This is a genomic window from Billgrantia montanilacus, assembly GCF_003336675.1.
GTDB classification, from domain to species: Bacteria; Pseudomonadota; Gammaproteobacteria; order Pseudomonadales; family Halomonadaceae; genus Halomonas; species Halomonas montanilacus.
The window spans coordinates 17984-38046 of sequence record NZ_QPII01000022.1; the positions used below are offsets into that span (position 1 = coordinate 17984).

A 20063-nucleotide genomic window follows, 5' to 3' on the forward strand; every position below is an offset into this window, starting at 1 on the left:
ATCGGACCTCCTCTTCGGCCTGTCCCCGGCGCTCCTCGCTACAGGGCTATCGTCAGGCGCCCCAGACATCCTTCAGTACACGCACCCAGTTTTCGCCCATGATCTTGCGCGTCTGCGACTCGCTGAACCCGCGGCGAAGCAGCGCTTCGGTGAGGTTGGGGAATTCGCCGATGGTACGGATGCCTTCGGGATTGACGATCTTGCCAAAGCGGGTAAGACGACGGGCATAGCCCTTGTCATGGGTCAGCCACTCGAAGAAGTCCTGGCCGTGGCCCTGGGTGAAGTCGGTGCCAATGCCGATGGCATCCTCGCCGACGATGTTCATGACGTACTCGATGGCCTCGACGTAGTCGTCGACCGTGGCGTCGACGCCGGCGCGCAGGAAGGGAGTGAACATGGTTACGCCAACGAAACCGCCTCGGTCGGCGATGAACTTGAGCTCGGCGTCGGACTTGTTGCGCGGATGCTCCTTGAGCCCGGAGGGCAGGCAGTGGGAGTAGCACACCGGCTTGGTGGAGGCCTCGATCACCTCGGTGGAGGTCTTCTCGCCGACGTGCGAGAGATCGCACATGATGCCGACGCGGTTCATCTCGGCGACGATCTCGTGGCCGAAACCGGACAGCCCGCCATCACGCTCGTAGCAGCCGGTGCCCACCAGATTCTGGGTGTTGTAGCACATCTGCACGATACCCACGCCAAGCTGCTTGAAGATCTCCACGTAGCCGATCTGGTCCTCGAAGGCGTGGGCGTTCTGGAACCCGTAGATGATGCCGGTCCTGCCCTCCTCCTTGGCCCGAGAAATGTCGGCGGTAGTTCGCACCGGTCGCACCAGATCGCTGCACTCGGCCATCAACTGGTTCGACTTGACGATGTTGTCGACAGTAGCCTGGAAGCCCTCCCACACGGAAACGGTACAATTCGCGGTGGTGAGGCCGCCGCGTCGCATGTCCTCGAACAGTTCGCGGTTCCACTTGGCGATGATCAGACCATCAATGACGATGGCGTCTTGGTGCAGCTCGCGGGGGGTCATGGCCGAATCTCCGTGTAATCGTTGCCTGCCGGCAGCATAGCGCCGGCAGGCTCTGTACACGAAGGCTGGAAGCGACGGGGAGGATTCCAATTGCGTCATGCCTGTCGCAAAAGCGACGCCAGGCAACGACTGTCGTTTTCCGGTAACGCCTGCTAATTCTTGACCGCCACACTGGCATAGGTGGGCTCCCCACGCGCCTGGTCGAGAGCGACCATGGCACTGGAAACCGGCTCACCGGAAATCGCTTCGAAGGCCGCATTCTTGAAAAGGGCATCCACCTGCTTGCCCTTCAGGCTCGGCACGGGCTGTAGATTGCCAATGCGTTCATCCCTTGGCGGAAAACCGAAGAACTCGCGGTAGCACTTCGAAAAGTGCGGCGTCGAGACGAAGCCACAGGCCGACGCCACCTCGATGATCGACATCGACGTCTGCTTCAGCAGCTGTCTCGCACGGGTCAGGCGTAGCTTGAGGTAATAGCGGGATGGGGAACAGTGCAGGTTCTTCTGGAACAACCGCTCGAGCTGACGACGGGATACACACACATAGCCCGCCAGCTCATCGAGAGCGATGGGCTCTTCCAGGTTGGCTTCCATTAACGCGACGATCTCTAGCAGCTTGGGCTGTGTGGTGCCAAGCACGTGTCGCAGGGGAATGCGTTGCTGGTCCTGCTCATTGCGCATGCGCTCGCAGATGAACATCTCGGAAATGCCCGCGGCCAGATCGCGCCCATGGTCCTTGGCGATCAGGTTGAGCATCATGTCCAGTGGGGCCGTACCACCGGAGCAGGTGGCCCGGTCACGATCGATGCAGAATAGCCTCGTGGTCAACTCGACCCGAGGAAAGGCCTCTCGCATCGCCGCCATGCATTCCCAATGGGTGCTGACGTCGTAGCCATCGAGCAAGCCGGCCTTGGCCAAGGCCCAGCTTCCGGTACAGATCGCTCCCAGCCGCCGGGAGAGGCGCGCCTGACCCTGTAGCCAGGTCACATGTTCGCGATGCACGCTGCGATGCGGCCCGACGCCACCGCATACGACGACCATATCAAGCCCCAGCGGCGTGCGCAGAGAGGCATCCGGGGTCACCTTGAGTCCATCGCTGGCACCCACCGGCTCGCCATCGGCGGTCAAGGTATACCATCGATAGAGTTCATGGCCCGCCAGCTGGTTGGCCATGCGGAGGGGCTCGATGGCCGACGCCAGCGAGATCAGCGTGAAATTGTCCAGCAGCAGAAAGCCGATCGTCTGGGTCTTGATCCCGTCGCCCTTGGTATGTGGGTTCCTGAATCCCTCAGGATCCTTTCGTGATGTGTTCGTCATGGTCTCTCTCCCGAGCGGCTCAGGTGTGACAGGCTCAAACCACACCGATGTCCGATTCTTCTTGGTAATGCTTGTCAGATCTTCGCAGTGCTTGCCCGATCGCGACATTCTGTCGCATATCGACATGTTTCACCCACTTTATCCAATCCAGAGGCGAGCCGCCTATCGTATTTTTCTTTATCCAGTCCCTGTTCCCATTGAGTGACGCAATCGAGGCGACCCACTCCCGTTCGGCCCAAGCCAGTACCACAGGTTATGATGGCGCTACGTTCTACACTGGAGCTCAAATGCCCTCCGCACCACCCCTGCCGCTTTCGACGCCCAGTCGTAACCTAGTCCGCCTGACCATCGTTCGAGGCATCACCTGGACCGGTTTCCTGGCCGCAGTGATCATCGGCGTGGAGCTGCTTCACTTCGAGCTGCACGTGGTCGCTGTCATCGGGGTGATCGTCGCCATGGGGCTGATCAACCTCTTCACCTGGTGGCGACTAGGCCGTCAGTGGGTCGTCAGCCATACCGAGTACGTGATCCACCTGCTGGCCGATGTGCTGGGCCTGACCCTGCTGTTCTACCTCACCGGCGGCTCCACCAACCCCTTCATCAACTACTACCTGATACCGGTGACGATCGCCGCGGCCACGCTGCCCTGGCGCTATGCCTGGATCATTGCCTCGTCGGCCATGGCCTCCTACACGATGCTGATGTTCGACTACCACCCCGTGCCACAGCTGACCCATCATTACGATGATGAAGCCATCGACCTCCACGTGCTGGGAATGTGGCTCAATTTTGCCCTCTCGGCTGGCCTCGTTACCTTCTTCATCTTCAAGATGGCCCATGCCCTGCGCAGTCGAGAACAGGCGCTATCGCGGACACGGGAAGCGGCCCTGCGCAATGAGCAGGTCGTGGCGGTGGCCACCCAGGCCGCGGGCACCGCTCATGAACTGGGCACGCCACTGTCGACCATGGCGGTGCTGTTGAGCGAAATGCGCGAGGATGTCCGGGGCAACGGCGCGCTGGAAAAAGACGTCGAACTCCTGCGTCAACAAGTGGACGTCTGCAAGGCACGACTGCGCCACCTGGTGCAGAGTGCGGACCGGGGTCGAATGGCAAAACCGGAGGTGCGCGATGCACGGGAGTGGCTGGCAAGCGTGGTACAGCGCTGGCTGGTATTACGCCCCGACGTCAGTCATCGCCTGGATATCGGCAGCCAGCGCGGCACACCCTGGCTCAAGGTGGACGCCACCCTCGACCAGGCCATCACCAACCTGCTCAACAATGCAGCAGACGCCAATCCGGACGATATCAGCATCCGCCTCGACTGGTCGGCTGAGGAAGTGGTGATCGATATCCGCGACCATGGCCCCGGCGTCGCCCTGGAGATCGCCGACCAGCTCGGCGAGACCTTCGTGTCGACCAAGAGCAAGGGCCTGGGTATCGGGCTCTTTCTCACCCACGCCACCATCAACCGCTTCGGGGGTGGCGTTAGCCTGTATAATCATCCCGACGGGGGAACGCTGACCGAAGTGACCCTGCCGCCCAGTGAGCCCTGAGCCGGGCGGGATCCCTTTCGAATGACGCGACGAGGTTGCCATGCAAGACGCCGACACACGCCTGCTGATCATCGACGACGACGAAATGTTCTGTCATGTGCTGTCGCGTGCCATGACCCGGCGCGGATTCGAGGTCAACGTGGCGCACGATGCTGATCAGGCCATGAGTCTGGCCCGGCGACATCGCCCCGAATTCGCCACCCTCGACCTCAAGCTGGAACAGAGCTCCGGCCTGAAACTGCTCCCCGAGTTGCTCGAGGTCGTACCCGCGTGTCGCATCGTGGTGCTGACCGGCTACTCCAGCATCGCCACCGCAGTCGAGGCGATCAAGCTTGGCGCCGTCAACTATCTCTGCAAGCCGGCGGATGCCGAGGAGATCCTCATTGCGCTGGGTCGCGAGCAGGGCGACCCGGACGCCGAAGTGGCCGACAACCCGCCGTCGATCAACCGCATCGCCTGGGAACATATCCAGAAAGTGCTGCAGGAACATGACGGCAATATCTCCGCCACGGCCAGGGCGCTGGGCATGCATCGCCGCACCTTGCAGCGCAAGCTGCAGAAACGGCCGGTGCGGCGATAGCAAGGAAAAAATGCCACCGGGGGTAGTCCGTAGAGGATGTCCGGCGCCATGGATGGCGCCGGTAGCGTCCAGGGAAGGATTTACAGCGCGTCCTCGCAGGACTATTCCCGGCAAGAACCGCGTAGCATGGCCCGGAACCGCTTCTACTGAGCCGTCCAGCCCAGATCGATATTCCAGCTCGATCCCGTCACGGCACCCGCGGCATCCGACGCCAGGTAGGCGACCAGACCGGATACCTCCGAGGGTTCGATCAGCCGTTTCACGGCCGCATTCTTGAGCATGATCTGTTCGATCACCTCCTGCTCCTCCATGCCATGCAGCTTCGCCTGATCGGCGATCTGGTTCTCCACCAGCGGTGTCTTCACGTAGGCCGGGCAGATGGCATTGGCGGTAATGCCCTGGGAGCCCCCTTCCAGCGCCGCGGTCTTGGTCAAGCCGATCATGCCGTGCTTGGCACTGATATAGGCCGATTTGCCGGGCGAAGCCACCTGGGCGTGCACCGACGCAACATTGATGATGCGCCCCCACCCGTTCTGACGCATCCACGGCCAGACGGCCTGGGTGAGCAGGAAAGGCGCGGTCAGCATCAGGTCGATGATCTGCCGCCACTTGGCTTCCGGAAAGTCCTCGATTGGTGAAACATGCTGTATACCGGCGTTATTGACCAGTATGTCCACTCGACCGAAACGCCGGATCGCCTCGGCTACGGCTGCCTTGCAGGCATCACCATCCGTGAGATCGGCCTTGAAGAAAGCGGCACCCTCGGCATCGGCCTTCTCCTTGGCCTGCTCGTTGAAATCAACGGCCAGCACCTGATAACCGAGCTCGCGAAACTGGTGCACCACGGCCGCTCCGATGCCACTGGCGGTGCCTGTCACCAGGGCGACTCGTGGATTGGGGGTCGTTGCGTTGGTCATGAACGAATCCTCATAGACTGCGGTAAAAACGGTAGGGGCGACGAGTGCGATTACGACGCTCCAGCATAGGCGTCCTCTCTCACTGAAACCACCCTGTCCGAAACCCGCCTTACCCGCCGCCGTGGGTCATGACCTTGTCCATCATCTGCTGTGCCAGGCGACTCGCCTCCTGCAGGGAGTCGAGGTCCGAGAGGTCATCCATGAGCTCGCAGCGCCAGAGCCAAAGCGAACGTGCGAGTCGCTCCACCACGAAAGGATAACGCCCCGATGGCAGGGCGAAATGACGACGGGTGCCCGGCTCGGGCGGTGGAGCGGCTTCCTCGGCCGGTACCAGTGCCAGTGAAAGTGACACTGGCGTGACCAGGGCCCCAACCAGGTAGGTCTCTTCCTCCTCGTCCGGCCGCTCCTTCGACAATGGCTGGAAGCACAGCGCGTCCACGCTAAGCCGCGGATTGTAGTGAGGCGATGCCTTCAGGCTACGCCCCTGCTGCTGCTGCCAGGCTGCAGCGAGGTCGCGGAGACGCTCATATTGCTCTGGGTTCAGGGCCTGCATTGGCACTCCTTCTCGGCAAGTTGGCATGACCGCTCAGTGCGGCAGGGATTCGCCACGGCTGCTATTCTGGCAGTTCCATCCGCGACGAGGAATGCCCATGCTTCCCCAGGACCGCCTCGAGCTGGCCGTGTCGATCGCAACCCAGGCCGGCGAGCACATCATCGCGGCTCGCCATGGCCAGGCTTTCAACCAGCGCTACAAGAAGGGACAGGAGCTGGTCACGAATGTAGATCTTGAAGTCGACACGCTGATCAGCGAGCGGCTGGAGGCCGCATTGCCGGGCGAGTCTCGCCTCAGCGAAGAGCTGGCTCCGGATCACACGGTAATGGCCACGGCCGAAGCCCTTTGGGTCGTGGACCCCATCGATGGGACTGTCAATTTTGCCCACGGCCTCCACCACGTCGGTGTCTCTATCGCCTGGGTCAGCGAGGGCAAGACACGCCTCGGCGTGGTTCACGCCCCCTTCCTCGGCGAAACCTATACTGCGCTGTATGGCCAGGGTGCCTGGTGCAACGGCAAGCCCATACATGCCAGTCGGCGCTCCAACCTGGAGCACTGCCTGGTCGGCACCGGCTTCCCCTATCGGCGCGATAGCCGCCCTCCCCTGATGCGGCGCCTGATGACAATACTTCAGCACTGCCAGGACGTGCGCCGTAACGGCTCAGCGGCCCTGGACCTCTGCGATGTGGCTTGCGGCCGGCTCGATGCCTACTACGAGAGCGTTTCGCCCTGGGACTTTGCTGCCGGCATGTTGATCGCTCGGGAGGCCGGCGCCCGGGCAGGCCATCTCTACCCATGCCCCACAGGTATTCCCGAGGACTTGTACGGCGAAAACATCCTGGTCAGCACACCGGAAATCCATGCCGAACTCGCCGCCCTGCTACGCGCGGCCGACGATAATGAATCGATGCTCTACTGAGCAGGCGAGCAGGCCACGCACAGTCACATTGGCAGGCGCACTGATAGCCCTGGGCAATGCCCTGACTAGCGGGCCGCTATTGGCCACCAGGCAGCCAATCGGTCACAATAGCGCCAACACTTTTCAGGAGCGTTGCTATGTTTGTCGTGATTTTCGGTCGTCCCGGCTGTTCCTTCTGCGTACGTGCCCAGGCACTTGCCGAGCGGCTTGAGGCAGCCGGCGCCATCGAGGGCCATCGCTATGTCGATATCCTGGCAGAGGGTATCAGCAAGGCCGATATGGAGAAGACCATCGGCAAACCGGTGACTACCGTACCGCAGATATTCGTCGACCAGGCCCACCTGGGTGGCTTTACGGATTTCGACCAGTACGTACGCGATAACGATCTGCTGTCACGGGCAAGCGTCTCCTGATAGCCAACTCCCTCGGGGAGCACAGGCCGGTGCTCCCCCGCCCGCCGCCTTTCTCTCGTTAAGCTCGTTAAACGCCTCTCTCGTTGGGTGCCTTTCTCTCATATACGCCGAACGCCCGTTGAGCGTCCTTCTGCCGTTGAAAGCCGATCGCCATCAGAACCTATACTGTCGCCAGGCGTCCTGCGACAAGGCGCATCAGGAGACAAGGAACGGCAACGATGCAGCGGGAAGAGTTCTTGCAACAACTATGGCTCGACTACATCCACCAGCACACGGATGTGGGCGCCCTGCGCCTATGGCCCACCGACACACCGGCTGAGTACCTGGCGCTACTGACGCTGAATCAATCGCCCTTTGCGGCTGCCGACCTGTTGCCGACGCTCGGCCACCTGGGCTTTCGTCCCTCCCAGCGCTATGCCATGGCTGACCGAGGCCTGTTGGTAACCCTGATGGCGCCGCCCGATGACGGCCCGTGGCTGATACTGGCCGAACTGCAAATGGGCACCCTCTCGCGAGAGCCCAGGGCCCGCCTCACCGAGCTCGTCGCCAACACGCATCCGCAGGATGCCCGCGGCCAGAACCTGTTGACTCGTGGTCGCCCTTGGGCAATGCCCGACTGGGCGAGCTACAGGATGCTCTGCGACGCCCATCCGCTGGCCGGCTGGCTGTCAGTCATGGGGCCGAGCATGCACCATGCCGGCTTCGACTGCGAACGCATCGGGAGCGGTATCGATAGCCTGGATGAAGCGCTCGAGCAGACAGGACTAAAAGGTAGCGAAGAACGTCAATACGGCCTCTTCCCGGTCTCGCCCATGCTGGATTACCGCTTCTACCCCACCTGTTCGCGACGCATTGCCTTCGCCGATGGCGATGAGCACCGCATTCCCCAGGGCGGCCTGGCCCTGCTGCAGAAGCGCCTCAGCAACGACCATGAGCGTACCGTCGAGCTACTGCTGCCCCACCATACCCGTTGCGAGATCACCTGAGCCCCACGGTTATCCACAGAAACTGTGGATAACGCTGTGCAATCCCGTGGTGAAACGCCGTGATGAGCTGAAACCGGCGGGGTTGCCGTGAGCTGGTCACAATTTCATCAGCTATCGAGGGTGCCCGATGCGGCGCCCATGACCACGGCGCGAAAACGATGAAGCCCGGGCCTGCAGGCCCGGGCTTCATCGATATTCAGGTTTGTGCACTGGGTTATCGAAGTTTAGTCATCGAACGTCATTTCAGGCACATGCTCGGGCACCACCAGCTTGCCCGCTGTCTTTTCGACGATCTCCTCCACGCTCACGCCCGGCGCCCGCTCCTTGAGAATGAAGGTCCCATTCTCGATCTCCATATAGGCAAGGTCGGTCAGCACCCGGTTGATACAGCCTGCCCCGGTCAGTGGCAGGGTGCACTTCTCGAGCAATTTCGACTCACCGTGCTTCGACGCATGAGTCATGGTGCAGATGATGTTCTCGGCACCGGCCACCAGGTCCATGGCGCCGCCCATGCCCTTGATCAGTTTCCCGGGAACCATCCATGAGGCGATGTTGCCCTCCTGGTCCACCTCGAAGGCACCGAGAACGGTGAGGTCCACATGGCCGCCGCGGATCATCGCAAAGGACTCCGCGGACGAGAAGATCGCCGCCCCCGGACGCGCCGTCACTGTCTGCTTGCCGGCATTGATCATGTCCGGATCGACTTCTTCCTCGGTGGGAAAGCGCCCCATGCCCAGCAGACCGTTCTCGGACTGCAGCATGACATCGATACCGTCGGGAATGTAATTGGCGACCAGCGTGGGGATGCCGATCCCCAGGTTGACGTAAAACCCGTCCTGGAGTTCGCGTGCCACGCGCTGTGCCATCTGTTCGCGAGTCAGTGCCATCTTCTTGCCTCTTGTCGTTGTGAGCCGCGCCGGTCTCGCCGGAAAGCTCGAATCGAATCCATGGAAAGTCGCGGTTCAGTCGCGAACGGTGCGCTTCTCGATACGCTTCTCGAAAGAGCCCTGGATGATCCGGTCGACATAGATCCCGGGCGTATGGATCTGACTGGGCTCCAGCTCACCCGGCTCGACGATCTCTTCCACTTCGACCACGGTGATCTTGCCAGCGGTAGCGGCCATGGGGTTGAAGTTCTGCGCCGTATGGCGATAGACCACATTGCCGTAGCGGTCGGCCTTCCAGCCCTTGACGATAGCGAAGTCTCCGACGATGCCCTCTTCAAGGATGTAGTGGCGCCCATTGAACTCGCGCACCTCCTTGCCCTCACCGATCGGCGTGCCGTAGCCGGTCGCGGTATAGAAGGCCGGAATCCCGGCACCACCGGCGCGCATGCGCTCGGCAAGGGTGCCCTGGGGTGTCAACACGACCTCGATCTCGTCGTTGAGCATCTGCTGCTCGAACAGGGCATTCTCACCGACGTAGGAGGCATAGATCTTGCTGATCTGTCGATCTTCCAGCAGCAGGCCGAGGCCGAATCCATCGACGCCGCAATTATTGGAGACCACGGTCAGGTCCTTGACGCCCCGCCGCTTGATCTCGGCAATCAGGTTCTCGGGTATGCCGCACAGGCCGAAACCACCGGCAATCACGGTCATGCCGCTTTCGATGCCTTGCATTGCCTCTTCGTAGGAATATACGCGCTTGTCGAATCCGGCCATCGCGAAGCCTCGTCTTGTTGTGAAATGAAAGAGTGACGGTACCTGATCAGTGTTGACCCGGCGAATATATTTGTTAAGTTTGTTTTTTTTATCAATTAATCGGAATCATCAATAAATCAAACATGGCCATGACCATCAAGCAGCTTCGCGCCTTCCAAGCCGTCGCCCAGACCCTGAGCTTCACCCAGGCCTGTGAACGCCTCCATCTATCGCAGCCGGCGCTCAGCCTGGCCATCAAGGGGCTGGAGGAGACGCTGGGGGGAGCCCTGCTGATTCGCAGCACCCGCAGCGTTCGCCTGACCCCTGAAGGCGAGACCCTGCTGCCCATGGCCAAGCGGCTTCTCGCCGACTGGGACAACGCTGAAGAACTGCTGCGTCAGCGTTTCACGCTCCAACTGGGGCGCGTTGCCGTTGCCGCCATGCCGTCAATCGCCTGCAATCGCCTGCCTCATGCCCTACGCGTCTTTCGCGAGCAGTTTCCGCGAGTCAACGTGACGGTACACGATGTGATCAACGAACAGGTCATCGATATGGTGCGTCAACGGCAGGTCGAGCTCGGCGTCGCCTTCGAACCCGAAACCAGCGAGGGGATCGACTTCCTGCCGCTCTTCGACGACACCTTCGTTGCCGTTGTACCACCCGACTCTCCGCTGGCCGACGCTGGCTCGATCGACTGGAACGCCCTGCTCAGTCACGACTTCATCACCCTGCAGCGCCCCTCGATGGTGCGCATCCTGATGGAACAGGCGCTTGCAGTGCGCGGCACCGAACTACCCGTCGCCTTCGAAAGCCATCAGCTGGCGACGGTGGGCCGGATGGTTGCCAGCGGCTTGGGCGTGAGCGCCGTTCCAACGCTATGCCGGGAACAGATGCATGAACTGGGTGCGCGCTGCGTCCCACTGCACGATCCACAGATACGAAGAACGGTGGGCGTGGTCATTGGCGCAGGGCAAGAACTCTCCACCGCTGCCCGAGCGCTCTACGAGGTGCTGCGAAGAACCCTTCAATAACTCGGCCAATAAACTCGATCAATAGACCCAGGCAATAAACCCACCCGTAACGGCACGTAACGCTGGGCAGCCCATCCTTGATCCATTAGCATGAGCGGCTGTCATGCAAAAGACGCAAGGAGTGAGGCATGTCGACCCTGAAGGGGATCGTCAGCGTGCTGCTGCTTATTTTCAGCACCCTGTTTTGGGGAGTTCCCCTCGTGCTGCTGACCGCCCTCAAGCTGATCACGCCCGGGCGTCCGCTACGCCGACTCATCCTGAATGGGCTCAATGGCGTGGCGCTCAACTGGATCGGTTTCAATCTGTGGTGGATGCGCCACTGGCTGAAGCCCCAGGTAAGCATGAGCCTGCCGGAGGGTCTTGCCCGCGACCAGTGGTGGCTGGTGCTGTCCAATCACCGTAGCTGGACCGACATATTCATGCTGCTGATGGGACTGCATCGCCGTATACCCATGCCCCGCTTCTTCCTCAAGCAGCAACTGATCTGGGTTCCCATCGTGGGACTCGCCTGGTGGGCGCTGGAGTACCCGTTCATGCGTCGCTATACGAAGCAGCAGCTGGCGCGCAAACCCCAGCTTGCCCGCATCGATCGCGAAGCGACGGAGAGGATGTGTGAGCGCGCCCGCGAAATGCCGATCGCCATCTTCAACTTCGTTGAAGGCACGCGCTTTACGCCAGCCAAGCGCGACTTGCAGGATAGTCCCTTCCGGCATCTGCTGAAACCCAAGGCCGGCGGCATCGCCCAGGTTCTGAACCTGCTCGGCGACAGGCTCAGCGGCATCCTTGACTTCACCCTGCGTTACGAGAATCCCAAGCCGACCTTCTGGGGTTTCCTGTGCGGCCGTGAAGGGCCGATTTCGGTCGAGGCGCGCCGACTTGACGTGCCCGCCTGGATGCAGGAAGGCAGCTATTACGACGACCCGCACTACAAGGAGCGCTTCCACTCATGGCTGAATGCCCTGTGGCAGGAAAAGGACGAGGCGCTCGATTCGCGCTGATGATCGCCACGTTGCTGCTTTTGGCCGGCTGTGCCAGCGGTGGCGGCGGCGTTCAGCGCAGCAGTGATCCCGGCATCGGCGGTAGCTGGGTCACGGTACAGCGTGGCGACACCCTGGGCAGCATCGCAGCCCGGGCTGACGTGCCATTGGCTCGATTGCAGCGCTTCAATCCGGAGGCCAACCCTCATCGCCTGGCGGTAGGGCAGCGCCTGCTGGTCCCGACTCAACAGGAGCGAGCCCCATCCGGCGGCCCCTACCGCTATCAGGTGCGCCCCGGCGACACCTATTCCGGTATCGCGCGACGCTTCGCGACCACACCGGCTCGCATTCAGTCGGCCAACCCGGGGGTCGAACCCACGCGGCTGAGGGTCGGCCAGGTGATTCAGGTGCCCCTGAGAGGAGCCACCACCAGTACAGCGACTGCCTCCACGGGCGGCTCGCGAAGTGGCGCCAGTTCGAGTGGTGGCAGCGGTGCGGCGAGTGCAACGCCGCGTGCACCCGACACCAGCTCACTGCCTGGCACCGCCCGCAACTGGCCCTGGCCGCTTGACGATTATCGCGTTGTGCGCGCCTTTGGCAGCGATAGCCGCGGTACGCTGCAGCCGATGCTTCTCGCCACCGGCCGTGGTGCCAACGCCAAGGCCGTTGCCGATGGCGATGTGCGTTTCGCCGGCAGCATGCGCCAGCTCGGCCGGGTAGTCATCGTGCATCATGCTGACAACCTGCAGAGCGTCTATGCCCTGTGCGATTCGATCCTGGTTGACGATGGCGCTCGGGTCACCCGGGGGACGCCGTTGTGCGAAGTCGGTTACAGCAACACCACCGAGCGGCACGATCTGCTCTTCGACCTGCGCCTGGGTGGCAAGCCGATCGATCCGAGGCGAGTGCTACGCTGAGGCAATGATGCCCACCCAACCTGCGCCGTGCGACACGCTTCTCCGCTCGCCGCTATTGCAGCGCTTCCCCGCCGTGCTCGGCGAGCCGGCGGCGAGCGCCGCCCTGGCACGACTGGATGGCGAACTGACGTGGCAGCAACCACGCCTGCGGCTCTACGGCCGCGAACACCCGATTCCCCGCCGACAGCTGTGGATGGGAGATAGCAATGCGCATTACCGATACTCGGGTCACGATTTCCAGCCCGAGCCATGGCATCCCCTAGTCGACAGGATCCGTGACGCTGTTGTCGCACGCCTGGCCGCTGCCGGCATCGCCGCAACGTTCAACAGCGTACTGTTGAATCGCTATGAGGATGGCGCGGAGCGCATGGGCTGGCACAGCGACGACGAGCCAGAACTCGGACCTGATCCGCTGATAGCCGCCGTCAGCCTGGGCGCGGAACGCCCATTGCGCCTGCGCTGGCGCCAGGGTCCACGCGAAGCCTTCAATGTCTGGCTACCCCACGATAGCCTTCTGCTGATGGGGCCCGGGGTACAGCGGCAACTTCAGCACGCGCTATTGCCTCGACGGATCCCCGGGCTCAGGATCAGCCTTACCTTTCGCTGGATCAGGAATACATAAGCGAATCCTGATTTAATGGTCACTTGCCTTGCCTTGCCGCAGCAGACAGGTGACTTAATCCCGTAGTTAACGGTATAAACCGTCATCCACGGAAATACCCCGGCGCCACGAACGGCATCTTGCTTACCGTCATCGGCAGTCGCTTGCCACGCACCTCGGCAAATACGGTTGTGCCGATCTCTGCGTTCTCCAGGGTGACGTACCCCATGGCCACAGGCCGGCCAACGCTGGGGCCGAATCCCCCTGAGGTGACCACGCCGATTGCCTCGTCGTCACCGCTGAACAGTTCGGCCCCCTCACGTACCGGCGCACGCCCCTCGCCCAGCAAACCCACCCGCTTGCGCTGATGATCCTTCTTCTCGACCTGGTGCAGGATCAGGTCCGCGCCAGGGAAGCCGCCCTGTCGCTCGCCGCCACGTCGGCGCGGCTTTCCGATCGCCCAGATGAGCCCCGCCTCCAACGGGGTAGTCTCGGTGTCGATGTCGTGACCGTAAAGACAGAGTCCCGCCTCCAGACGCAGGGAATCCCTCGCACCGAGGCCAATCGCTTCTACCTCCTCTTCGGCGAGCAGGCGACGGGCCAGCGCCTCGGCCCGGTCCGCCGGCACCGATATCTCGAAGCCGTCCTCTCCGGTATAGCCGCTGCGACTGATCCAGACGGGAATGTCGTCGATCTCGAAACGGCCATGCTGCATGAAGACCATTTCACAGGCTGCTGGACACAGCCGCTTCATCACGCTTGGCGCCTGGGGCCCTTGAAGGGCCAGGAGCCCCCGGTCGAGCACCTCGACCTCATGCTCGGCGTCCAGCCCGGTCTCGAGCAGGGCGATATCCTGGTCCTTGCAGGCCGCATTAACCACGAGATAGAGATCGTCGCCGACATTCGCCACCATCAGGTCGTCGAGGATACCCCCCTCCTGTCCGGTGAACAGCGCATAGCGCTGCATACCTTCGGGCAATCCAACGATATCCGCACAGACAAGCGTCTCCAGCGACTCGGCCGGCCGAGGCCCACGCAGCAACACCTGCCCCATGTGCGAAACGTCAAACAGGCCACAGGCCGCCCGGGTATGCTCATGCTCCTTCTTGACGCCAAGCGGGTACTGCACCGGCATGTCATAGCCGGCGAAAGGAACCATCTTGCCCCCCAACTCCAGGTGCAGGCCATGCAGCGGCGTATGCTTGAGTTCGCTCATGCGGAATTCCTCGGGTAGTGATAGTGGTATGAAGCTACACCAGGTCAGCGCTGGCCGTGATCGAGATCCTCACCCGGCAGGACCTCCTTGCCGTCGAAATAATCCCGGGTCACCTTGAACACCACCGGCGAAAGCAGTGCCAGGGCAATCAGGTTGGGAATCGCCATCATGGCGTTGAAGGTATCAGCCATCAGCCAGATGAAGCCCAGCTGCGCCATCGCACCCAGGGGAATGGCCAGGACGAACAGCGTGCGGTAGAGCATGATCGACCGGGTGCCGAACAGGAACTGGAAGCACTTCTCGCCGTAGAAGGACCATCCCAGGATCGTAGTGAAGGCAAAGATCGCCAGCGCCACCGAGACGATCTGGTTGCCAAACCCGGGCAGGGCGGCATCGAAAGAGAGTGCCGTGAGCGAAGCGCCCTGCTCGCCCTCGATCCATACCGTGGACGTCAGGATCACCAGCGCCGTGATGGTGCAAACGATGATCGTATCGATGAAGGTGCCCAGCATGGCGATCAGCCCCTGACGCACCGGGTTCCTGGTCTTGGCCGCGGCATGGGCGATAGGTGCACTGCCCAGGCCTGCCTCGTTGGAAAAGATGCCACGCGCCACGCCAAAGCGGATCGCTGCCATTACGGCTGCACCGGCGAAACCGCCCGCTGCGGCATGAGGATTGAAGGCATAATAGAAGATCAGGCTGAAGGCCTCGCCGATCTGACCGGCATTGACGATCAGGACCAGCAAACCCGCGATGATATACAGGATGCCCATGATCGGCACCAGCTTACCCGCCACCTTGGCGATACGCTTGATACCGCCCAGAATGACCGCCCCGGCCAGCACCATGATCACCACGCCTGTCAGCCAGTGGGGGATATTGAAGGTGGAACTCAGCGCGTCGGCGACGGAGTTGGACTGTACGGTATTGCCGATCCCGAAGGCTGCCACGGCACCGAAGAAGGCGAAGGCGCCGCCCAACCATAGCCACTTCTTGCCCAGGCCATTCTTGATGTAGAACATCGGCCCGCCGACGTGATAGCCGAGACTGTCGGTTTCGCGAAAGCGCACGGCCAGCACCGCTTCAGCGAACTTGGTCGCCATGCCCACCAGGGCGGTGATCCACATCCAGAATATCGCCCCCGGCCCACCCAAGGCGATGGCGGTGGCCACCCCGGCAATGTTACCCGTGCCGATCGTGGCGGAAAGCGCCGTCATCAAGGCGTTGAAGGGCGAAATCTCACCCTCCTCTTCCACTCGTTTCTTCTCGCCGGGCGCCGGTCTGGCCTCGCGCCCCTGCCACATCAGCTTGAATCCGGTGCCCAACTTGCGAATCGGCAGAAACTTCAGGCCGAGTTGCAGATAGAGGCCGACGCCCAGCAGGAGAATGAGCATCAACGGGCCCCAGACCACGCTGTTGATGGCCGTGAATATCGCTGTCATGGTTTCCACGCACCTGTCCCTCTGTTATATGGATTTGTTGTTGGGCTGCCGATACGCTCGCCGTGTCCCGGTGCCAACGTTAATCTCGCGATGCACGGTCAACTTGAACGATCGCTAGCACAAACCGGCGTACCATAGCGGAATCCACCACAATTACGCCACCCACTCGAAAGGTTCTCTGAAAAAACGGGTCCATGGATGTAATTAGAGAGCAAGGATAACGTCTGTTTCGTATTGGAAACAATAGACCCACTACCGCTGACGCCGCCAGCGTGGTGGTCAGAACAGCGGCCAGAGCGATGGAGTCCTGGCATGGACGCAAGCCATACAGGCCTGGCTACAGACTAGTGAGCGCTGGCGGGACTGTCGAATATGCGATCTGCTGTCGCCGTGGATCGACTCTCAACAGAGCTCAGGGAAGCACGCAGGCACACTGGACGCCTGCTGTGGGGCTTGTCCCATCTGCAGCGGCAGGCCTGGGTTTCCGACGATTTGGCCATCCACAGGGACTCGCCAAACGGCGCCAATGGCGTTAGCATTCACTTGTTCAGAAACCTTTTTCGTATAGGAAAACCATCATGAGCACGATTCCCGCCAATCTCCGCTACAACGATAGCCATGAGTGGGTGCTGGACAATGGCGACGGCACCGTCACCATCGGCATCACCGATCATGCCCAGGAAGCCCTGGGCGACGTGGTCTTCGTGGAACTCCCCGATGTCGGACGCACCCTGGCGAAAGGCGATGAGTTTGGGGTGATCGAGTCGGTGAAGGCAGCCTCCGACCTCTATGCCCCGGTGGCCGGCGAGATCATCGAAGTCAACGAGACGCTCGAAGATGCGCCGGAAACGGTCAACGAGGCGCCCTACGAGGGCGGCTGGATCATGAAGGTGCGCATCGAGGACACCGCCAGCCTCGAAGACCTGCTCGACGCCGACGCCTATCAGGCCGTTGCCACCAAGGATTGATCTCCGACCGCTCTCGCCCGACCCCGTGGGCCGGGCTCATTCTCTACTATCGACAGGGTGCTCCATGGCTTTCGACAATCGCCGCCTGGCCGAACTGGCCGATCATGACGCCTTCATCCGACGCCACAACGGGCCAGGTACCGATGACGTCGACGCCATGCTGGCGTCGCTGGAAATGGAAAGCCTCGACGCCCTGATCACGCGCACGGTACCCGCGGACATTCGCCTGGGCCGCGAGCTGGATCTCGACCCGCCGCGCAGTGAAGCCGAGGCGCTGGACTACCTGAAGCGTCTGGCGCGCCAGAACAAGGTCTTCAAGACGTATATCGGCCAAGGCTACTACAACACCCATGTACCGGCCGTGATCCAGCGTAACGTGCTGGAAAATCCAGGCTGGTACACCGCCTACACCCCCTATCAACCGGAGATTGCCCAGGGCCGGCTCGAAGGATTGCTGAATTTCCAGCAGATGGTGATGGACCTCACCGGCATGGAGCTGGCCAACGCCTCTCTGCTGGACGAGGCCACAGCGGCGGCCGAAGCGATGGCGCTGTGTCAGCGCGCCAACAAGAAGTCGAAGAGCAACGCCTTCTTCGTCGCCGACGATGTGCTACCCCAGACCCTCGATGTGGTACGCACCCGCGCCCACTACTTCGGCTTCGAGTTGATCATCGGCCCCGCCGAAAGCCTTGCCGAACACGATGTCTTCGGCGCCCTGCTCCAATACCCGGGGCAGAGCGGCGAGATTCGCAACCTCGAGCCGCTGCTCGCGACGGCGCGCGAGAACAGCGTGATGACCTGCGTAGCCGCCGACATCATGAGCCTGGTGCTGCTCAAGGAGCCGGGCGCCCTGGGCGCCGATATCGTCGTGGGCAACAGCCAGCGTTTCGGCGTACCCATGGGCTTTGGCGGCCCTCATGCCGCCTTCTTTGCCACCACCGACAAGCTCAAGCGTTCGATCCCGGGACGCATCATCGGCGTCTCCAAGGACTCCCGTGGCAACACTGCCCTGCGCATGGCGATGCAGACCCGCGAACAGCATATCCGTCGCGAGAAGGCGACGTCCAACATCTGTACCGCCCAGGCCCTGCTGGCCAACATGGCAGGCTTCTATGCCGTCTATCACGGCGCCGAGGGCCTCACCACCATCGCTACACGCATACACCGCCTGACCACCATTCTCGCCGAGGGGGTGATCAGCAAGGGCGTGAAGCTGGCCCACGACAGCTGGTTCGACACGCTGCGCCTGACCGGCGTCGATGCCGGCAAGATCCATGGTCGGGCCATGACCCATGAGATCAACCTGCGCTATTACGACAATGGGGATATCGGCGTCAGTCTCGACGAGACCACGACGACCCACGATCTCGATACCCTCTTCGACGTGCTGGTCGACGAAGAACACGGGCTCTCGGTCACCGCACTGGATGAAGCCGTGGTCAACGCGGGCCGGAGCGGCATTCCGGCCGCCTGTCGCCGCGAGACGAGTTTCCTCGACCACCCGACCTTCCACCGCTACCGCAGCGAGACAGAGATGCTGCGCTACCTCAAGCGGCTGGAGAACAAGGACATATCGCTCACCCATGCGATGATCCCGCTGGGCTCCTGCACCATGAAGCTCAATGCCACCAGCGAGATGATCCCCGTCACCTGGCCGGAATTCGGCCAGATCCATCCGTTCGCTCCGCGCAACCAGGTGGCCGGCTATCAGCAGATGATCGATGAGCTGGCTGCCTTCCTCGTTGAAATCACCGGCTATGAGCACATCTCGATGCAGCCCAACTCCGGCGCCCAAGGCGAGTATGCCGGCTTGGTGGCCATCCGCCGCTACCAGCAGGCCGAGGGCCAGGGACATCGGAACATCTGCCTGATACCAAGCTCCGCCCACGGCACCAATCCCGCATCCGCGGCCATGGCACACATGAAAGTGGTCGTGGTCGAGTGCGACAGCGATGGCAACATCGACCTCGACGACCTCAGGGCCAAGGCCGAACAGCATGGCGACACCCTCTCGGCGATCATGCTTACCTACCCCTCCACGCACGGTGTATTCGAAGAAGGCGTGCGAGAGGCCTGCGCCATCGTTCATCAGCACGGCGGCCAGGTATACATCGACGGCGCCAACATGAACGCCCAGGTCGGCCTGTGCCGCCCCGGCGACTTCGGTGGCGACGTCTCGCACCTGAACCTGCACAAGACCTTCTGCATTCCCCACGGTGGCGGCGGCCCCGGCATGGGCCCCATCGGAGTCAAGGCACACCTGGCGCCCTACGTCTCCAACCATGTGGTCACCCCGATCGCTGGCGTCAATGCCGACTGCGGCGCCGTCTCGGCGGCGGCCTTCGGCAGCGCATCGATCCTGCCGATCTCATGGGCCTACATCAAGATGATGGGCGCCCGCGGCCTGCGCGAGGCCACCGAACTCGCCATCCTCAACGCCAACTATGTGGCCCGGCGGCTCGAGGCGCACTATCCGGTGCTTTACCGTGGCGTCAACGGCACCGTGGCCCATGAGTGCATCATCGATATCCGCACGATCAAGGCCTCCTCCGGCATCAGCGAAGAGGATATCGCCAAGCGCCTCATGGACTATGGCTTCCATGCCCCGACCATGTCCTTCCCGGTGCCCGGCACCCTGATGGTCGAACCCACCGAGTCGGAGTCCCGCTACGAGATCGATCGCTTCTGCGATGCCATGATCAGCATTCGCAAGGAGATCGCGGCAGTGGAACGCGGCGACTGGCCGGCGAATGACAATCCATTGATCCATGCGCCCCATACCATGGCCGACCTGATGGACGACGCCTGGGACCGCCCCTATGACAGGAAACTCGGTGCCTTCCCCTCCGAGGCGGTCAAGGCAGCCAAGGTATGGCCTGCGGTCAATCGCGTCGACAATGTCTTCGGGGACCGACAGCTGATCTGCTCCTGCCCGAGCATCGACGAATATCGTGACTGAGAGGCGTGTGCATGCCCTCACGCAATCGACCCGCCAATGGCGGGT

The 20063-nt window shown here is 62.0% G+C and carries 19 protein-coding genes; 11 read left to right on the forward strand and 8 right to left on the reverse strand.

Annotated features, from left to right (window positions below; translation table 11 throughout):
• Positions 1-52 precede the first annotated feature (52 nt).
• The gene (locus DU505_RS19955) at positions 53-1030 is read right to left on the reverse strand and encodes a dipeptidase (protein WP_114480720.1); all 978 of its coding nucleotides are present in this window, start codon (positions 1028-1030) and stop codon (positions 53-55) included.
• Between the two features lie 152 nt (positions 1031-1182).
• Positions 1183-2346 carry a choline metabolism transcriptional regulator GbdR gene (gene gbdR / locus DU505_RS19960; protein ID WP_114480721.1) on the reverse strand — a complete coding sequence of 388 codons (1164 nt, stop codon included), beginning with the start codon at positions 2344-2346 and terminating at the stop codon, positions 1183-1185.
• Between the two features lie 287 nt (positions 2347-2633).
• On the opposite strand from gbdR, the gene DU505_RS19965 reads away from it, so the two are divergent.
• Positions 2634-3899 carry an ATP-binding protein gene (locus tag DU505_RS19965; RefSeq protein ID WP_114480722.1) on the forward strand — a complete coding sequence of 422 codons (1266 nt, stop codon included), beginning with the start codon at positions 2634-2636 and terminating at the stop codon, positions 3897-3899.
• Between the two features lie 40 nt (positions 3900-3939).
• Positions 3940-4479, forward strand: coding sequence for a response regulator transcription factor (locus DU505_RS19970; RefSeq protein ID WP_114480723.1), 540 nt, complete (start codon positions 3940-3942; stop codon positions 4477-4479).
• Positions 4480-4622: 143 nt separating this feature from the next.
• Here DU505_RS19970 and DU505_RS19975 read toward each other — a convergent pair whose 3' ends face one another.
• Entirely contained in the window at positions 4623-5396 is a 774-nt protein-coding gene (locus DU505_RS19975) for a 3-hydroxybutyrate dehydrogenase (RefSeq protein ID WP_114480724.1), read from the reverse strand.
• A 109-nt stretch (positions 5397-5505) separates the two neighbouring features.
• Positions 5506-5949 carry a [NiFe]-hydrogenase assembly chaperone HybE gene (gene hybE / locus DU505_RS19980; RefSeq protein WP_181872883.1) on the reverse strand — a complete coding sequence of 148 codons (444 nt, stop codon included), beginning with the start codon at positions 5947-5949 and terminating at the stop codon, positions 5506-5508.
• Positions 5950-6046: 97 nt separating this feature from the next.
• On the opposite strand from hybE, the gene DU505_RS19985 reads away from it, so the two are divergent.
• From DU505_RS19985 to DU505_RS19995, 3 genes are all read left to right on the forward strand, one after another.
• The gene (locus tag DU505_RS19985; protein ID WP_114480726.1) at positions 6047-6868 is read left to right on the forward strand and encodes an inositol monophosphatase family protein; all 822 of its coding nucleotides are present in this window, start codon (positions 6047-6049) and stop codon (positions 6866-6868) included.
• 137 nt (positions 6869-7005) lie between these two features.
• The gene (locus tag DU505_RS19990) at positions 7006-7281 is read left to right on the forward strand and encodes a GrxA family glutaredoxin (protein ID WP_114480727.1); all 276 of its coding nucleotides are present in this window, start codon (positions 7006-7008) and stop codon (positions 7279-7281) included.
• Positions 7282-7499: 218 nt separating this feature from the next.
• Positions 7500-8267: a VOC family protein gene (locus DU505_RS19995; protein WP_114480728.1), complete on the forward strand. Its 768-nt coding sequence runs from the start codon at positions 7500-7502 to the stop codon at positions 8265-8267.
• A 224-nt stretch (positions 8268-8491) separates the two neighbouring features.
• Here the strand turns inward: DU505_RS19995 and DU505_RS20000 are convergent, their stop codons facing one another.
• Together DU505_RS20000 and DU505_RS20005 are read right to left on the reverse strand one after the other, a co-directional pair.
• Complete coding sequence (locus tag DU505_RS20000; protein ID WP_114480729.1) at positions 8492-9154, reverse strand: CoA transferase subunit B; 663 nt, start codon at positions 9152-9154, stop codon at positions 8492-8494.
• 75 nt (positions 9155-9229) lie between these two features.
• Positions 9230-9928 (reverse strand): CoA transferase subunit A, encoded by a 699-nt coding sequence (locus DU505_RS20005; RefSeq protein WP_114480730.1) that lies wholly within the window; start codon positions 9926-9928, stop codon positions 9230-9232.
• A 128-nt stretch (positions 9929-10056) separates the two neighbouring features.
• Here DU505_RS20005 and DU505_RS20010 point away from each other — a divergent pair, with 128 nt between their 5' ends.
• From DU505_RS20010 to DU505_RS20025, 4 genes are all read left to right on the forward strand, one after another.
• Positions 10057-10938 carry a LysR family transcriptional regulator gene (locus DU505_RS20010; RefSeq protein ID WP_114480762.1) on the forward strand — a complete coding sequence of 294 codons (882 nt, stop codon included), beginning with the start codon at positions 10057-10059 and terminating at the stop codon, positions 10936-10938.
• A gap of 128 nt (positions 10939-11066) precedes the next feature.
• A complete protein-coding gene (locus DU505_RS20015; protein WP_114480731.1) occupies positions 11067-11936 on the forward strand; it encodes an acyltransferase in 870 nt (289 codons plus the stop codon).
• On the forward strand, positions 11885-12832 hold the full coding sequence (locus DU505_RS20020; protein WP_422667065.1) for a LysM peptidoglycan-binding domain-containing protein: 948 nt from the start codon (positions 11885-11887) through the stop codon (positions 12830-12832). Before DU505_RS20015 ends, DU505_RS20020 begins: the two co-directional genes overlap by 52 nt.
• A 7-nt stretch (positions 12833-12839) precedes the next feature.
• Positions 12840-13454 carry an alpha-ketoglutarate-dependent dioxygenase AlkB family protein gene (locus tag DU505_RS20025; protein ID WP_245948099.1) on the forward strand — a complete coding sequence of 205 codons (615 nt, stop codon included), beginning with the start codon at positions 12840-12842 and terminating at the stop codon, positions 13452-13454.
• An 82-nt stretch (positions 13455-13536) separates the two neighbouring features.
• Here DU505_RS20025 and gcvT read toward each other — a convergent pair whose 3' ends face one another.
• Both gcvT and DU505_RS20035 read right to left on the reverse strand, forming a co-directional pair.
• On the reverse strand, positions 13537-14649 hold the full coding sequence (gene gcvT, locus DU505_RS20030; protein ID WP_114480734.1) for a glycine cleavage system aminomethyltransferase GcvT: 1113 nt from the start codon (positions 14647-14649) through the stop codon (positions 13537-13539).
• 44 nt (positions 14650-14693) lie between these two features.
• Positions 14694-16091 (reverse strand): alanine/glycine:cation symporter family protein, encoded by a 1398-nt coding sequence (locus DU505_RS20035; RefSeq protein ID WP_422667066.1) that lies wholly within the window; start codon positions 16089-16091, stop codon positions 14694-14696.
• A 578-nt stretch (positions 16092-16669) separates the two neighbouring features.
• Between DU505_RS20035 and gcvH the strand changes: the two genes are divergently transcribed.
• Both gcvH and gcvP read left to right on the forward strand, forming a co-directional pair.
• Complete coding sequence (gcvH, locus tag DU505_RS20040) at positions 16670-17059, forward strand: glycine cleavage system protein GcvH (RefSeq protein ID WP_114480736.1); 390 nt, start codon at positions 16670-16672, stop codon at positions 17057-17059.
• Positions 17060-17123: 64 nt separating this feature from the next.
• Entirely contained in the window at positions 17124-20018 is a 2895-nt protein-coding gene (gene gcvP, locus DU505_RS20045) for an aminomethyl-transferring glycine dehydrogenase (RefSeq protein ID WP_114480737.1), read from the forward strand.
• Positions 20019-20063 lie beyond the last annotated feature (45 nt).

Bases quoted from the DNA above. Each gene is read 5' to 3' on its own strand.
- gcvT (WP_114480734.1), bottom strand. From the start codon at position 14,649: ATGAGCGAACTCAAGCATACGCCGCTGCATGGCCTGCACCTGGAGTTG.
- DU505_RS19990 (WP_114480727.1), top strand. From the start codon at position 7,006: ATGTTTGTCGTGATTTTCGGTCGTCCCGGCTGTTCCTTCTGCGTACGT.
- DU505_RS20010 (WP_114480762.1), top strand. From the start codon at position 10,057: ATGACCATCAAGCAGCTTCGCGCCTTCCAAGCCGTCGCCCAGACCCTG.
- DU505_RS20005 (WP_114480730.1), bottom strand. From the start codon at position 9,928: ATGGCCGGATTCGACAAGCGCGTATATTCCTACGAAGAGGCAATGCAA.
- DU505_RS20025 (WP_245948099.1), top strand. From the start codon at position 12,840: ATGCCCACCCAACCTGCGCCGTGCGACACGCTTCTCCGCTCGCCGCTA.
- DU505_RS19985 (WP_114480726.1), top strand. From the start codon at position 6,047: ATGCTTCCCCAGGACCGCCTCGAGCTGGCCGTGTCGATCGCAACCCAG.
- DU505_RS20000 (WP_114480729.1), bottom strand. From the start codon at position 9,154: ATGGCACTGACTCGCGAACAGATGGCACAGCGCGTGGCACGCGAACTC.
- gcvP (WP_114480737.1), top strand. From the start codon at position 17,124: ATGGCTTTCGACAATCGCCGCCTGGCCGAACTGGCCGATCATGACGCC.
- gcvH (WP_114480736.1), top strand. From the start codon at position 16,670: ATGAGCACGATTCCCGCCAATCTCCGCTACAACGATAGCCATGAGTGG.
- DU505_RS19975 (WP_114480724.1), bottom strand. From the start codon at position 5,396: ATGACCAACGCAACGACCCCCAATCCACGAGTCGCCCTGGTGACAGGC.
- DU505_RS20015 (WP_114480731.1), top strand. From the start codon at position 11,067: ATGTCGACCCTGAAGGGGATCGTCAGCGTGCTGCTGCTTATTTTCAGC.
- hybE (WP_181872883.1), bottom strand. From the start codon at position 5,949: ATGCAGGCCCTGAACCCAGAGCAATATGAGCGTCTCCGCGACCTCGCT.
- DU505_RS20020 (WP_422667065.1), top strand. From the start codon at position 11,885: ATGGCTGAATGCCCTGTGGCAGGAAAAGGACGAGGCGCTCGATTCGCG.
- DU505_RS20035 (WP_422667066.1), bottom strand. From the start codon at position 16,091: ATGACAGCGATATTCACGGCCATCAACAGCGTGGTCTGGGGCCCGTTG.
- DU505_RS19995 (WP_114480728.1), top strand. From the start codon at position 7,500: ATGCAGCGGGAAGAGTTCTTGCAACAACTATGGCTCGACTACATCCAC.
- gbdR (WP_114480721.1), bottom strand. From the start codon at position 2,346: ATGACGAACACATCACGAAAGGATCCTGAGGGATTCAGGAACCCACAT.
- DU505_RS19955 (WP_114480720.1), bottom strand. From the start codon at position 1,030: ATGACCCCCCGCGAGCTGCACCAAGACGCCATCGTCATTGATGGTCTG.
- DU505_RS19970 (WP_114480723.1), top strand. From the start codon at position 3,940: ATGCAAGACGCCGACACACGCCTGCTGATCATCGACGACGACGAAATG.
- DU505_RS19965 (WP_114480722.1), top strand. From the start codon at position 2,634: ATGCCCTCCGCACCACCCCTGCCGCTTTCGACGCCCAGTCGTAACCTA.